The organism is Nocardioides okcheonensis (assembly GCF_020991065.1).
Taxonomy (GTDB): Bacteria; Actinomycetota; Actinomycetes; order Propionibacteriales; family Nocardioidaceae; genus Nocardioides; species Nocardioides okcheonensis.
This window is the reverse complement of sequence record NZ_CP087710.1, coordinates 1,699,038-1,712,459: the sequence shown is the minus strand read 5'-3', so window position 1 is coordinate 1,712,459 and position 13,422 is coordinate 1,699,038. Positions and strand designations below refer to the sequence as shown.

The following is a 13,422-nucleotide window of genomic DNA, read 5'->3' as shown; positions in this document are numbered from 1 at the left end:
GGGCCACGCGCTGCCGCCGTGCCACGACACCGCCATGACAGACGTGCCGACCCACCCGCACGACGCCGCGTTCCAGAGCCGGCTGGCCACCTGGCAGCCCGACCTGGCCCGCACGCTCGCCCGGGTCTACGGACGCGACGCCGCGCCCGCCGTGACGTCCCGGCTGGTCGCGATCGCGCGGGCCGCCCACGACGTACGCCCCGAGGAGCTGCTCCGGCTCGACGAGCAGCGGCTGGGGGAGCCCGACTGGTTCCAGCGACCCACGATGCTCGGCTACGCCGCCTACGCCGACCGGTTCGGCGGCACCCTGCGCGGCGTGGCCGGGCGCGCCCCCTACCTGCGCGACCTCGGGGTCGGCTACCTCCACCTCATGCCGCTGCTGACGCCGCGGCCCGAGCCCAACGACGGCGGCTACGCGGTGATGGACTACCGCTCGGTGCGGCCCGACCTCGGCGACGTCGAGGACCTGCGCCACCTCGCGACGGTGCTGCGCGGGCAGGGGATCAGCCTCTGCCTCGACCTGGTGCTCAACCACGTCGCCCGCGAGCACGCGTGGGCGCGCGCTGCCCGGGAGGGCGACGCTGCCCGGCGGGCGTACTTCCACGTCCACCCCGACCGCACGGTGCCCGACGCCTTCGAGGCGACCCTGCCGGAGGTGTTCCCCGACTTCGCCCCGGGCAGCTTCAGCTGGGACGACGAGCTCGACGGCTGGGTCTGGACGACGTTCAACGACTACCAGTGGGACCTCGACTGGTCGAACCCCGACGTGCTGTGCGAGTTCGCCGACATCATCCTCGCGCTCGCCAACCTCGGGGTGGAGGTCTTCCGCCTCGACGCGATCGCCTTCCTCTGGAAGCGGCTGGGCACCGACTGCCAGAACCAGCCGGAGGTCCACGAGCTCACCCGCGCGCTGCGGACGGTCGCGCGGATCGCCGCGCCGGCGGTGGCGTTCAAGGCCGAGGCGATCGTCGGCCCGGCGGACCTGCCGGCCTACCTCGGCGTGGGCGAGCACGCCGGCCGGGTCAGCGACCTGGCCTACCACAACTCGCTCATGGTGCAGGTGTGGTCGATGCTCGCCTCCCGCGAGACCCGGCTCGCCACCCGAGCGCTCCAGCAGCTCCCGCAGCCACCGGCCAGCACGGCGTGGGTCACCTACGTCCGCTGCCACGACGACATCGGCTGGGCGATCGCCGACGACGACGCCCGCGCGGTCGGCCTCGACCCGGTGGCGCACCGCCGGTTCCTGTCCGATTGGTACTCCGGTGCGTTCCCGGGCTCGTGGGCGCGGGGCCTGGTCTTCCAGCAGAACGAGGTCACCGGCGACCGGCGCATCTCGGGGTCGCTCGCCTCGCTGGCGGGCCTCGAGGCGGGCGACCCGGGCGCGCCGGCGCGGATCCTGCTCGCGCACGCCATCGTCCTGTCCTACGGCGGGCTGCCCGTGATCTGGATGGGCGACGAGCTCGGGCTGCTCAACGACGAGGGATGGGCCGACGACCCCGACCACGCGGCCGACAACCGCTGGGTGCACCGCCCGGCGATGCCGTGGCCGGTGGTGGGCGAGGGCGCGGACCCGCACGGCATCACGGCCGGGCTGCGCCACCTGGTCGACGTGCGCCGCGGGCTGCCGCACCTGCACGCCGCGGTGCCCACCGAGGTGTGGGACCCGCGCGACCACCGGGTGCTGCTCGTGGTGCGTCGCCACCCGGACGGACCGTTGCTGGCCGCGCACAACGTCACCGACGAGGAGGCGTGGGTGGCCGGCGACGTGCTCGACTGGCTGGGCCTGCGCGGGCCCGGGCTGCTGGACGCGCTCACCGGCGCGGCTCCCGAGGTCCGCGACGGCGCGGTGCGCCTCGGGCCGTACGCCTCGGCGTGGCTGCACGACGGCGGGTGACGACGGCAGAGGCCCCGGGAGCGGTGCTCCCGGGGCCTCGTCACGCGCCGACCTGCGGGGCCGGACACCTGGGGGGGACGCTCGGTCAGGTGGTCTTCTCCGCCTGCGCCACGTCGTCCTGCTCGTCGCCGACCCGCTCGGCCTTCGCCAGTGCGTCGCCGCCCGGGACGATCCCCGCGCGGTCGGCGTCCATCGTGAGGTTCTCCCCGGTCGAGGGGTCGAACAGGTGGATCTTGCGGGCGTCGACCCAGATCGTCGCCTCGTCGCCCTCGCTGATCCGGCTGGCGCCGTCGAGCGAGACCACCATCTGGGTGCGCAGCGACTCGCCGTCGAGGTCGCGCTCGAGCTCCTGGAGCTGCTTCTCGACCTCCGGCGGAGCCTCGAACGGGATGTAGGCGTAGGCCTCGTTGCCGAGCCACTCGACGACGTCGACCTGGGAGGTGAACGTCGACTCGTCGGTCACCTTGTCGCTGTCGACGACGCTGGCGTCCTCGAAGTGCTCGGGGCGGATGCCGGCGATGAGCAGGCCCTTGCCCTGCGCGCGCCTCGCCTTGTCCTCCGGCATGGTGACCGTGCCGAAGGGCAGCTCGACCCGGTTGCCGTCGACCTTGGCGGGCAGGAAGTTCATCGGCGGCGAGCCGATGAAGCCGGCGACGAAGAGGTTGGCCGGGTTCTCGTAGAGCTCGCGCGGGGTGGCGTGCTGCTGGAGCACGCCGCGCTTGAGCACCGCGACCCGGTCGCCCAGGGTCATCGCCTCGGTCTGGTCGTGGGTGACGTAGACGGTGGTGATGCCCAGGCGCTTCTGCAGCCGGGAGATCTCCGTCCTCATCTGCCCGCGCAGCTTGGCGTCGAGGTTCGACAGCGGCTCGTCGAACAGGAACGCCTCCGCGTCGCGCACGATCGCGCGCCCCATCGCGACCCGCTGGCGCTGGCCGCCCGACAGGTTGCCCGGCTTGCGCTCGAGGTGCTCGTCGAGCTCGAGGGTCTTCGACGCCTCGCGCACCTTCTCGTCGACCTCGGAGTCGGACTTGCCGGCCAGCCGCAGCGGGAAGGCGATGTTCTCGTAGACGGTGAGGTGCGGGTAGAGCGCGTAGTTCTGGAAGACCATCGACAGGTTGCGCTCGCGGGGTGCGAGGTCGTTGACCTTGCGGCCCCCGATGACCATGTCGCCGCCGGTGATGTCCTCCAGTCCCACGATCATCCGCAGCAGCGTGGACTTCCCGCAGCCGGACGGGCCGACCAGGATGAGGAACTCCCCGTCCTCCACGTCGATGCTCACGTCGTTGACGGCAGGGAAGCCGTCGCCGTACTGCTTGACGATGTTCTTCATCTCGATGGCAGCCATGAGCTGATCACCCCTTCACTGCGCCGGAGGTGAGGCCGGCGACGATCTTGCGCTGGAACAGCAGGACGATGACGATGATCGGAATCGTCGAGACGACGGCTCCGGCGGCCAGCAGCGACGCCGGCCGGTTGAACGGGTCGGCGCCGACGAAGAAGGACAGCGCGGCCGGGATCGGTCGGGCGTTCTCCGTCGAGGTGAGCGAGATGCCGAAGACGAAGTCGTTCCAGGCGAAGAAGAACGTCAGGATCGCCGCGGTGAACACGCCGGGTGCCGCGAGCGGCACGATCACCTTGCGGAACGCCTGCCACGACGTCGCGCCGTCGACCTGGGCGGCCTGCTCCATCTCCCACGGGATCTCGCGGAAGAAGGCCGACAGGGTCCAGATCGCCAGCGGCAGCGTGAACGACATGTAGGGGATGATCAGGCCGGGCCAGGTGTCGTAGATCCCGAAGGTGCGCCACATGTCGAACAGCGGGCCCACCAGCGAGACCACCGGGAACATCGCGATCACCAGCGCGAGGGTGAGCACGAACTTCTTGCCGGTGAACTCCAGGCGCGCGATGGCGTAGGCCGCCAGGGTCGCGATGATGACCGACAGCACGGTCGCGATGAGCGAGATGCCGATCGAGTTGAAGATGGCCCGGCGGAACTGCTCGTCGGCCAGCACGTCGGAGTAGTTCTGCCACCCCGCGCCACCGCCCTCGGAGGGCAGGAAGCCCGGGCTGCCGTTGGTGATCGCGTCCTGGCTCTTGAACGACAGCGAGATGATCCACGCCACCGGGAGCAGGCACCACACGAGGATGAGGACGGCGCCGACGACGACGCCGATCTTGTTCTTGGTGCTCATGTCATCCCTCCTGCCGGGCCGCGGCCAGGTCGACGCGGAAGATCTTCACGATCAGGAAGGCGATCAGCAGCACCGACAGGAACAGCAGCACCGACAGCGCCGACCCGATGCCGAGCTGGAACTGCTCGATCACCTGCCGGTAGGTCAGGAACGACACGGACTCGGTGCCGTTGGCACCCGCCGTCATCACGAAGATGTTGTCGAAGATGCGGTAGGCGTCGAGCGCGCGGAACAGCACCGCGACCATGATCGCCGAGCGCATGTTGGGCAGGATCACCTTCCACAGCCGCTGCCACCACGTGGCGCCGTCGACCTTGGCGGCCTCGAGCATGTCCTCCGACACCTGCGCCAGGCCCGCCAGCAGCAGCAGCGACATGAACGGCGTGGTCTTCCAGATCTCGGAGACCATGATCGCGACGATGCTGCTGCCGTACTGGCCGAACCAGTTGAAGTCGTCGCCGATCAACGGCAGCCAGCCGTTGACGAAGCCGTTGTTGTTGCTGAAGGCGAACTGCCAGGCGAAGCCCGAGACCACGGTGATGATGCCGTAGGGGATCAGGATCGAGGTGCGGATCACGCCGCGGGCGAAGATCACGCGGTGCATCACCATCGCGAAGACGAAGCCGATCACGAGCTCCACCGCGACGGTGACGACCATGATCAGCACCGTGTTGAGGGTGTCGCGCCAGAACAGGCTGTCGGTCAGCGCCGTGGCGTAGTTGGAGAGCCCGACGAAGTCGCGCTCCTCGGGGGCGGTCAGGCTGTAGTTGAACAGGCTGAGGTAGAGCGCCCGCAGCATCGGGAACGCGGTCACCAGCAGCATGAGGAAGATCGCGGGGGCGACCAGCCGCATGCCCAGGCTGTTCTCGGCACGGGCGCGGTCGCTGGCCTCGGGCCGCTTGCGACGCCGCGTCCGCTCGGTGTCGGGTGCCACGGTCGCGCTCGTCACAGGAGCCTCCTTCCGGCCAGGACGTCGGTCAGGAACTGCGCCGACTCCTTCGGCGTCGAGTCGGGGTCGACCGACGTGGGGGAGTGCCAGACCGACTGCACGGCGCTGGAGATCTGGCTGTAGAACGGGCTCTTGGGCCGCGGCCCGCCCTCGTCGACGCTGGTGCGGTAGAGGTCGAGGAGGTCCTCGGGGAACTCACCGCTCGCGGCGACCTCGTCGTAGGCGGAGTTGGTCGAGGGCATCAGCCCGTCGTTGACCGCGAGGTCGACCTGGGCCTTCGTGGAGGTGATGCACTGCGCCGCCTCCATCGCCCAGTCGGGGTGCTCGGAGTAGGCGCCGACGCCGATGTCGATGCCGCCGATCGGCGGCTTGGAGGTCTCGCCCTGGACCGTCTGCGGGTAGCGCGCCCAGCCGAGGTCCTCGAACTGCTGCTCGTCCGCCGGACCGCCGGGCTTGCCGACCAGCCCCTTGTAGTTGGCGTAGACGAACGTCCAGTTGGTCATGAACTCGCCCGGGCCCTCGGCCGGGAACATCTGGCCGAGGCTGGTGCCCTCGTTGGAGACCGTGAAGTCGGCCTGGCGGGCGTCGCTGTCGGCGAGCTTCTGGATGACCGCGGCGGCCGCGCGGCCGGCGTCGGAGTCGAGGTCGACCTTCGCGTCGCGCCCAGCCTCGGTGTCGCTGACGATGTCGCCCCCAGCGCCCTGCACGAGCGCGTTGATCCACACCACGTAGGCCTCGTAGCGGTTGGCCTGGACGCCGACGGTGCCGCCCTGGTCCGCGGCGGCGTCGATCACCTGGTCCCAGGTGACCGGCTGGCTCATGTCGAGCCCGGCCGCCTCGGCGAGCGACTTGCGGTACCAGAGGACCTGCGTGTTGGCCCAGAGCGGGATGGCGAAGACGCCGTCGTCCCACACGACCGTGTCGGCGGCGCCCTCGAGGTAGTCGTCGCCCTCGGTGATCTTCGAGGCGACCTCCTCGGGCACCTCCTGCAGCCAGCCGGCGTTGGCGAACTCGGCCACGAACACCGGGTCGAGGTTCATGATGTCGGTGGAGGAGTCCTCCGCGGCGAGGCGCCGCGCCAGCTGGGTGCGCTGGTCGGTGGCGCTCGCCGGCAGCTGCTGCACCGCGATGTCGTACTGGTCGGTGCTGCACTCGTCGGCGTAGGTCCGGAAGGTGTCGACGCCGTCCGGGTTGACGTACCAGTTCAGCTGCGGCGTGCCGCTGCCGCCGCCGCACGCGGCCAGCAGGCTGCTGGCCAGGGCCATGGTCGCCACCGACGCCGCGACGCGTCTCCGGCGTCCCCCTCCTGGTCGTCGGCTCGATGATCGTGCTGGCATGCGCCCTCCCCGTGCTCGATGACCCGAACCACTGGTCTATCGGCACCCGATAGGGTTTGGCAACCGCCCCTACGTGTGACTGCGAGGCCTGTCGTGACGCGTTTCTTCGCGCCCGGACGCATCAACCTGATCGGTGAGCACACCGACTACAACGACGGTTTCGTGCTCCCTGTCGCGCTCGTGCAGGGGTGCACCGCGACGGTCGAGGACGCCGCCTCGGGGTGGGCCGTGACGTCGGCCCAGACCTCCGACGAGGTGGTCGTCGAGCGCGGCGGGCTCGCCGGTCGCGACGGCGTCGCCGAGTGGGCGACGTACGTCCTCGGTGCCCTGTGGCTGCTCCACGACGACGGCGTCGACGTGCCCCCGCTGCGGATCGCCGTCGACTCCGACGTGCCCACCGGCGCCGGCCTGTCGTCGTCGGCCGCGCTGGTCTGCTCGGTCGTCTCCGCCCTCGACGCCCACCTCGGCCTCGACCTCGGTCCGGCCGGGCTGCTGGCGCTGAGCCGCCGGGTCGAGAACGACGCCGTCGGCGCGCCGACGGGCGGGATGGACCAGCTGGTCAGCCTCCGCGGGGAGGCCGGCCACGCGCTTTTCTGCGACATGCGCGACCTCACCTCGCAGGCCGTCCCCTTCGACCCCGCCGCGTCGGGGCTCGCGCTGCTGGTCGTCGACACCCGCGCGCCGCACCGCCTGGTCGACGGCGAGTACGCCGCGCGCCGCAGCGGCTGCGAGGAGGCGGCGAAGCGGCTCGGCGTGCCGGCGCTGCGCGACGTCACCGCCGACGGCCTCGACGACGCCCTCGCCGAGCTCAACGACGACGAGCTGCGTCGCTACACCCGCCACGTCGTCACCGAGGACGACCGCGTGCTCGCGGTCGTCGACCTGCTCCGCGCCGGTCGCCTCGACGAGATCGGTCCGCTGTTGACCGCCTCCCACGTCTCGATGCGCGACGACTTCCGGATCACCGTGCCCGAGGTCGACCTCGCGGTCGACGCGCTGCACGAGGCGGGCGCGATCGGCGCCCGGATGACCGGCGGCGGGTTCGGCGGCTGCGTCATCGGTCTGGTGCCGGTCGACGAGCTCGACGCCGCGCAGGACGCCGTGCGCCGGGCCTTCGCCGACGCGGGCTTCGGCGAGCCGTCCCTGTTCACCGCCACCGCCGAGGCGGGCGCCCGCCGGCTGTGACCGAGCGACCACCCGGCTCCGACCGCTGGTCGAGGAGGTCGCGCAGCGACCGTCACGAGACCCCGGTGGTGCAGCGGTCTCGTGACAGGACTTCGTCCTTCCTCGACAGCGAGGTCAGTCGGTGGCCCGGTCCGCCGTGCGGGCGATCGCCTCGACGAACGTGCCGAACAGCTCGGCCGGCAGGTCGTGGCCCATCTCCTCGACGAGCAGCAGCTCGGCGCCGGGGATCGCCGCCGCGGTCGAGCGACCGCCGCTGACGTGCACCATCTTGTCGGCGGTGCCGTGGATGACGAGCGCCGGCACCCGCAGGCTGCGCAGCCGCGGCGTGCGGTCGGGCTGGGTCAGGATGGCGAGCATCTGGCGCACCGCGCCGCTGGCGCTCACGCCCCGGTCGAACGTCTCGCCCGCGCGGGTGCGCAGCGCCTCGGGGTCGTTGGGGTAGCCGGCCGAGCCGATCAGCGACCACATGGCGACGCTGCTCTCGACGTAGGCCTCCCGCCCCGCCTTCCGCGGCGCGATCAGCCGGGGGAGGAGCGCCGGGTGCTGCCAGCCGACGCTGCGCCGGCCGGTCGTCGAGCTGATGCTGGTCAGCGACCGCACCCGCGTGGGGTGCTCGACGGCCACGGTCTGGGCGATCATGCCGCCCATGGAGACGCCGACGACGTGCGCGGAGTCGAGTCCGAGGTGGTCGAGCAGGGCGACGGCGTCGCCGGCCAGGTCGCCCATCGTGTAGGGCGGGCGGACCCGGCGACCGGCGAACGCCCGCACCAGGTGGCCGCGCTTCACGCGGGCGCGCACGCGCGACGAGTGCCCGGTGTCGCGGTTGTCGTAGCGCACGACGTGGAAGCCGGCCTCCGCGAGCCGCTCGCAGAAGGTGCGGTCCCACCACGTCATCGGGCCGCTGAGCCCCATTACGAGGAGCAGCGGCTCCCCGTCGGGGGCACCGAAGGTCTGGTAGCAGAGCTCGACGTCGTTGCCGACCGGAGCGAGCAGCTCGTCGGAGACGACCGGGGCCTCGGAGGAGGTGCGACGTGCGGGAGCCATCCCCCCAGTGAACACGACGGACGTCCCCAAAACAGCGCAACGTGAGCCACATCCCCCATTCGCAGGGGGATCTGGGCTACGTTCGATGACTGTGACCCAGCGCACAGTCGCGCCGTTCCTCACCCCGGAGGGCTTCGCCCAGCCGTCGGTGGGCGCCGTGCTGCGCGAGGGATCGGCGCTGCTCGAGGGCGGCCGGTACGCCGTGCACGCCTGGTCGTCGCGCGGGTCGTGGCGGCGTACGCCGCTGGGCTCCGCACCCGTCCGGGTGGGGGAGCCGGTGCTGCTGGTGCCGGGGTTCCTCGCCGGCGACTCGTCGCTGGCCCCGATGAGCCGCGCCCTGCGCCACCTCGGCTTCCGGACCTACCGCGCCGACATCCGCGCCAACGTGGGCTGCACGCTCGCCGCCGCCGCCCAGCTGGAGGAGCGCCTCGAGGAGCTCGCCCAGCGCCGCGGCACCCGCGCCCGCGTCGTCGGCCACAGCCTCGGCGGGATGCTCGCTCGCGGCGTCGCCGCGCGCCGGCCCGACCTGGTGGCCGGCATCGTGACCATGGGCAGCCCGGTGCTGGCGCCGGGGGCGCACCACGCGTCGCTCACCCGCAGCGTCGACCTGCTGGTGCGGCTCAACCGGGCCGGGATGCGCAACCTGATGGCCGCCGACTGCGTGGCGGGCCGGTGCGCGCAGGAGAGCTTCGACCAGGCGCGCCTCCCGCTGCCGGACGGCGTCGACTTCACGGCGCTCTACTCGCGCCGCGACGGCATCGTCGACTGGCGCGCGTGCATCGACCCGGCCGCCCGGGCGGTCGAGGTGCGCTCCTCGCACGTCGGGATGGCGTTCGACCCCACGGTCATAGCGCTCGTGGCCGCGGCGCTGCGGCCCGCGACGGCCTCAGCTGTCGAAGTCGATCGCGGAGAGATCGCGTAGCTTCGAGAGCCGGTGCTCGGCGGTGATCGAGCGGACCGTGCCGCTGCGCGAGCGCATCACCAGCGAGTGCGTGGTGACGCCCTCGCCGCGGTAGCGCACGCCGCGCATCAGCTCGCCGTCGGTGATGCCGGTGGCGACGAAGAAGGCGTCGTCGCCGGTGACCAGGTCGTCGGTCTCGAGCACGAAGTCGGCGTCGAGGTCGTGGCCCGCGTCGAGCGCGCGCTGCCGCTCGTCGTCGTCCTGGGGCCACAGCTTCCCCTGGATCTTGCCGCCGAGGCACTTCATCGCGCACGCCGCGATGATCCCCTCGGGCGTGCCGCCGACGCCGAGCATCAGGTCGATGCCGGTGTCGGGACGGGCGGCCATGATCGCGCCGGCCACGTCGCCGTCGGTGATGTACTTGATGCGGGCACCGGTCTCCCGGATGTCCTCGACGAGACGCGCGTGGCGCGGCCGGTCGAGCAGCACGACGCTCACGTCGTGCACCGAGATGCCCTTGGCCTTCGCGACGCGGGCGATGTTCTCCTTCACCGGCAGCCGGATGTCGACGCGGTCGGCGGCCTCGGGGCCGGTGACCAGCTTGTCCATGTAGAACACCGCGCTGGGGTCGTACATCGTGCCGCGCGGCGACACCGCGAGCACCGCGATGGCGTTGTTCATGCCCTTGGCGGTCAGCGTCGTCCCGTCGATCGGGTCGACCGCGACGTCGCACTCGGGGCCGGTGCCGTCGCCGACCTCCTCGCCGTTGAAGAGCATGGGGGCGTTGTCCTTCTCGCCCTCGCCGATCACCACGACGCCGCGCATGCCGATCGTGGAGATCATCTCGCGCATCGCCTCGACGGCGACCCCGTCGGCGTCGTTCTTGTCGCCGCGTCCCACCCAGCGACCGGCGGCCATGGCGGCCGCCTCGGTGACCCGCACCAGCTCGAGGGCGAGGTTGCGGTCGGGCTTCGGGGCGCTGGCGCTCATGGCGCGCATGCTAGCGGGCGGCGTACCGGCTCACGGCCGTCGCCTTGGCCGACAGCCACACCTCGCGCCCGGGCGCGAGCCCGAGCTCGGTCGCCGCCGCCGGCGTGACGTCGGCGAGCAGGTCCGGGGAGGCGTGCACGAGCAGGCGTACGGCGTCACCGTGCGGCGCGACCGTGGCGACCCGGCCGCGCCAGCGCAGCCGCGACGAGCCGTGCGGCTCGTCGAGGGAGACGACGACCGCCTCGGGGGAGAACGCCATCAGCTCGTCGCCGTCGTCGACCAGGTTGAGCCCGACCAGGCGGGCGACGTGGGGCGTGCGCGGCTCGGCCGCGACCTCCGCCGGCCGTCCCGCCTGGGCGACCCTGCCGTCGTCGAGCACGAGCACCCGGTCGGCCAGGGTCAGCGCGTCGATGGCGTCGTGGGTGACGAGCAGGGCGATCCCCGGGAAGTCGCGCAGGTGGCTGCCGAGCTCGATCCGCAGCGCCATCTGGACCGACACGTCGAGGCCGGTGAAGGGCTCGTCGAGCAGCAGCAGTGCGGGATCGGTGGCGAGCGCCCGCGCGATCGCGACCCGCTGGGCCTGTCCGCCGGACAGCTCGCGCGGTCGGCGCGCGGCGAGGTCCGCGATGCCGAACCGCTCGAGCCACTCCCGCGCGACGGCCTCGGCCGCCGACCGCGGCTCGCCGCGCGAGCGCCGGCCGAACGCGACGTTGTCGAGGGCGCTGAGGTGGGGGAAGAGGAGCTGTCCCTGGAAGACCAGCCCGACGCCGCGCTCGCGGACGGGCCGGGCGAGCAGGTCGACGTCGCCCAGCAGCGCGGTGCCCTCGACGTCGACGAGCCCGGCCAGGGCGTGCAGCAGCGTGCTCTTGCCGGCGCCGTTGGGGCCGATCACCGCCAGCACCTCACCGGGCTCGGCGGTGAACGCCGCGGCCACCCGGCCCGCGACCAGGAGGTCGGCCTGCAGCGGCGCGGTCACGGCGTACCCAGCCAGTGGTCGCGCAGCGCCACCAGCACGCCGATCGACACGACCAGCATCACCAGGCTGAGCGACAGCGCGGCGTCCTGGTCGGACTGGCGGGTGACGTAGATCAGCGTCGGCATCGTCTGCGTGGTGCCGGGGTAGTTGCCGTTGAAGGTGATGGTCGCGCCGAACTCGCCGAGCGAGCGCGCCCACCCGAGGACGGTGCCGGCGACCACGCCGGGCAGCGCGAGCGGCACCGTGACCCGGCGGAAGGTGGTCCAGCGGGTCGCGCCGAGCGTGGCGGCGGCGGCGTCGAAGCGCGGGTCGGCCGAGCGCAGCGCGCCCTCGATCGCGATCACCACGAACGGCATCGAGACGAAGACGTGGGCGAGCACCACGCCCCAGGTGGTGAAGGGGAACGCGAACCCGGTCCACTCGAGCAGCGGCGCGCCCACCACGCCCGTACGCCCGAAGGCCGCGCGCAGCGCGACGCCCGCCACGACCGGTGGCAGCACGAGCGGCACCGTCACGAGGGCCCGCAGCGCACCGCGCCCGCGGAAGTCGACGCGGGCCAGCAGCCACGCGAGCGGCAGGCCGAGGACCAGGCACACGGCGATCGCCGCGGTCGAGGTGACCAGCGACAGCCGCAGCGCGTCGAGCGCGGCGGTGGAGGTGAGGTGACCGGGCAGCTCGCGCCAGCTGGTGGCGGCGACCATCGCGACCAGCGGCACCAGCAGGAGCAGCGTGGCCAGCGCCGCGGGCGCGACGAGGAGCGCCGGGGGCCGGCCGAGGCGGTCCCTCACGGGGTGCCGAAGCCGGCGTCGCGCAGGATCGACCGGCCCTCGTCCGACGTGGTCCACGCGACCCAGTCCGCCGCGAGGTCGGCGTCGCCGGCCTGCTCGAGGGCCGCGGCGTAGTAGGAGGTCAGCTCCGCGTCGGCCCCGGGGATCTCGATCGCGTCGACCTCGTCGGCCGCCGCGACGGCGTCGGTGGCGTAGACCAGCCCGGCGTCGGCCTCGCCCGAGACCACCTTGTCGAGGGTCGAGCGCACGTCCTCCTCGAGGCTTGCCGGCTCGGCGGTGACGCCGTTGTCGTCGAGCACCGCGAGCGCGACCTTGCCGCACGGCACCTCGTCGGCGCACCGCACCCACGTGGCCCCGTCGAGGTCGTCGAGCGACTCGATGCCGGCCGGGTTGCCCTTCGGCACCACGATGGTCAGCACGTTGGTGGCGAAGGCCTGCACGTCGCCGGCCACGCCCGCGTCCTCCGCGATGCCCATCGACGCCTCGTCGGCCGTGGCGAGCACGTCGCCGGGTGCGCCGTCGGCGGCCTGCTCGGCCAGGTCGGTGCTCGAGCCGAAGGAGAACGTGACGTCGGCGTCGTGCTCCTCCTCGAACGGGCCGGCGAGCTCGTCGAAGACGTCGGTGAGCGACGACGCGGCGAGGACGGTGAGCTCGCCGCCGCCGCTGGCCGCGCCGGTCGCGTCGCCACCGGTGTCGTCGCCGCCGCACGCCGCGAGCGGGAGGACCAGGGCGAGGGAGAGGGCGGTCAGGGCGTGCTTCATCGGGGGACCTCCACGGTCACGTGGGTGGACTTGACGCTGGCGATGGCACGGACGCCGGGCTCGAGGCCGAGCTCGCCCGCGGCGTCGCTGCTCATGAGGGACACGACCCGGTAGGGGCCGCAGATCATCTCCACCTGGGCCATCACGTGGTCGCGCTTGACCCGGGTGACGATCCCGCTCATCCGGTTGCGGGCGCTGACCGCCTGGGCGTGCGTGCGGTCGCGCTCGGCCGCCTCCCCGGAGGTCACGAGCTGCTCGGCGAGCTCGGCGAGGTCGGTGCCGGTGACGGTCGTGCGCCCCTCGGTGCGCTGCGACGGGATCCGGCCCGCGTCGACCCAGCGGCGCACGGTGTCGTCGCTCACGGCCAGGATCTCGGCCGCCTCCGCGATTCGGTAGGTGATCACG

13 protein-coding genes are annotated in these 13,422 nt (G+C 72.6%); 3 read left to right on the top strand and 10 right to left on the bottom strand.

The features are described 5' to 3' along the window. The first annotated feature begins 34 nt into the window (after positions 1–34). Positions 35–1,894: an alpha-amylase family protein gene (locus tag LN652_RS08275; RefSeq protein WP_230444190.1), complete on the top strand. Its 1,860-nt coding sequence runs from the start codon at positions 35–37 to the stop codon at positions 1,892–1,894. A gap of 85 nt (positions 1,895–1,979) precedes the next feature. Here the strand turns inward: LN652_RS08275 and LN652_RS08270 are convergent, their stop codons facing one another. From LN652_RS08270 to LN652_RS08255, 4 genes are read right to left on the bottom strand one after another with little or no spacing between them, the layout of a single operon-like run. Further along, on the bottom strand, positions 1,980–3,239 hold the full coding sequence (locus LN652_RS08270) for an ABC transporter ATP-binding protein (RefSeq protein WP_230444189.1): 1,260 nt from the start codon (positions 3,237–3,239) through the stop codon (positions 1,980–1,982). Positions 3,240–3,246: 7 nt separating this feature from the next. Then, entirely contained in the window at positions 3,247–4,086 is an 840-nt protein-coding gene (locus LN652_RS08265) for a carbohydrate ABC transporter permease (protein ID WP_230444188.1), read from the bottom strand. Between the two features lies 1 nt (position 4,087). Next, on the bottom strand, positions 4,088–5,035 hold the full coding sequence (locus LN652_RS08260) for a carbohydrate ABC transporter permease (protein WP_230444187.1): 948 nt from the start codon (positions 5,033–5,035) through the stop codon (positions 4,088–4,090). Beyond that, complete coding sequence (locus tag LN652_RS08255) at positions 5,032–6,300, bottom strand: extracellular solute-binding protein (RefSeq protein ID WP_230444186.1); 1,269 nt, start codon at positions 6,298–6,300, stop codon at positions 5,032–5,034. The genes LN652_RS08260 and LN652_RS08255 overlap by 4 nt, the downstream gene beginning before the upstream one ends. A gap of 165 nt (positions 6,301–6,465) precedes the next feature. Here LN652_RS08255 and galK point away from each other — a divergent pair, with 165 nt between their 5' ends. Continuing rightward, positions 6,466–7,557 (top strand): galactokinase, encoded by a 1,092-nt coding sequence (gene galK, locus LN652_RS08250; protein ID WP_230444185.1) that lies wholly within the window; start codon positions 6,466–6,468, stop codon positions 7,555–7,557. A 114-nt stretch (positions 7,558–7,671) separates the two neighbouring features. Here the strand turns inward: galK and LN652_RS08245 are convergent, their stop codons facing one another. Next, the gene (locus tag LN652_RS08245) at positions 7,672–8,601 is read right to left on the bottom strand and encodes an alpha/beta fold hydrolase (RefSeq protein WP_230444184.1); all 930 of its coding nucleotides are present in this window, start codon (positions 8,599–8,601) and stop codon (positions 7,672–7,674) included. A gap of 91 nt (positions 8,602–8,692) precedes the next feature. Here LN652_RS08245 and LN652_RS08240 point away from each other — a divergent pair, with 91 nt between their 5' ends. After that, the gene (locus tag LN652_RS08240) at positions 8,693–9,523 is read left to right on the top strand and encodes an esterase/lipase family protein (RefSeq protein ID WP_230444183.1); all 831 of its coding nucleotides are present in this window, start codon (positions 8,693–8,695) and stop codon (positions 9,521–9,523) included. Here LN652_RS08240 and glpX read toward each other — a convergent pair. The 5 genes from glpX to LN652_RS08215 are packed head-to-tail and all read right to left on the bottom strand — an operon-like array spanning position 9,488 to position 13,421. Further along, complete coding sequence (gene glpX, locus LN652_RS08235; protein WP_268932241.1) at positions 9,488–10,501, bottom strand: class II fructose-bisphosphatase; 1,014 nt, start codon at positions 10,499–10,501, stop codon at positions 9,488–9,490. The two genes, LN652_RS08240 and glpX, sit on opposite strands and share 36 nt — an antisense overlap. 1 nt (position 10,502) lies before the next feature. Further along, a complete protein-coding gene (locus LN652_RS08230) occupies positions 10,503–11,468 on the bottom strand; it encodes an ABC transporter ATP-binding protein (protein ID WP_230444181.1) in 966 nt (321 codons plus the stop codon). Beyond that, positions 11,465–12,256, bottom strand: coding sequence for a molybdate ABC transporter permease subunit (gene modB, locus LN652_RS08225; protein WP_230444180.1), 792 nt, complete (start codon positions 12,254–12,256; stop codon positions 11,465–11,467). Before modB ends, LN652_RS08230 begins: the two co-directional genes overlap by 4 nt. Further along, positions 12,253–13,017 (bottom strand): molybdate ABC transporter substrate-binding protein, encoded by a 765-nt coding sequence (modA, locus tag LN652_RS08220; RefSeq protein ID WP_230444179.1) that lies wholly within the window; start codon positions 13,015–13,017, stop codon positions 12,253–12,255. The genes modB and modA overlap by 4 nt, the downstream gene beginning before the upstream one ends. After that, positions 13,014–13,421, bottom strand: coding sequence for a TOBE domain-containing protein (locus LN652_RS08215; RefSeq protein WP_230444178.1), 408 nt, complete (start codon positions 13,419–13,421; stop codon positions 13,014–13,016). The genes modA and LN652_RS08215 overlap by 4 nt, the downstream gene beginning before the upstream one ends. Position 13,422 lies beyond the last annotated feature (1 nt).

What these genes read in the sequence shown, in the direction of transcription:
- LN652_RS08275 (WP_230444190.1), top strand. Translation starts at nt 35, where the DNA reads ATGACAGACGTGCCGACCCACCCGCACGACGCCGCGTTCCAGAGCCGG.
- LN652_RS08270 (WP_230444189.1), bottom strand. Translation starts at nt 3,239, where the DNA reads ATGGCTGCCATCGAGATGAAGAACATCGTCAAGCAGTACGGCGACGGC.
- LN652_RS08265 (WP_230444188.1), bottom strand. Translation starts at nt 4,086, where the DNA reads ATGAGCACCAAGAACAAGATCGGCGTCGTCGTCGGCGCCGTCCTCATC.
- LN652_RS08255 (WP_230444186.1), bottom strand. Translation starts at nt 6,300, where the DNA reads ATGGCCCTGGCCAGCAGCCTGCTGGCCGCGTGCGGCGGCGGCAGCGGC.
- LN652_RS08245 (WP_230444184.1), bottom strand. Translation starts at nt 8,601, where the DNA reads ATGGCTCCCGCACGTCGCACCTCCTCCGAGGCCCCGGTCGTCTCCGAC.
- glpX (WP_268932241.1), bottom strand. Translation starts at nt 10,501, where the DNA reads ATGCGCGCCATGAGCGCCAGCGCCCCGAAGCCCGACCGCAACCTCGCC.
- modA (WP_230444179.1), bottom strand. Translation starts at nt 13,017, where the DNA reads ATGAAGCACGCCCTGACCGCCCTCTCCCTCGCCCTGGTCCTCCCGCTC.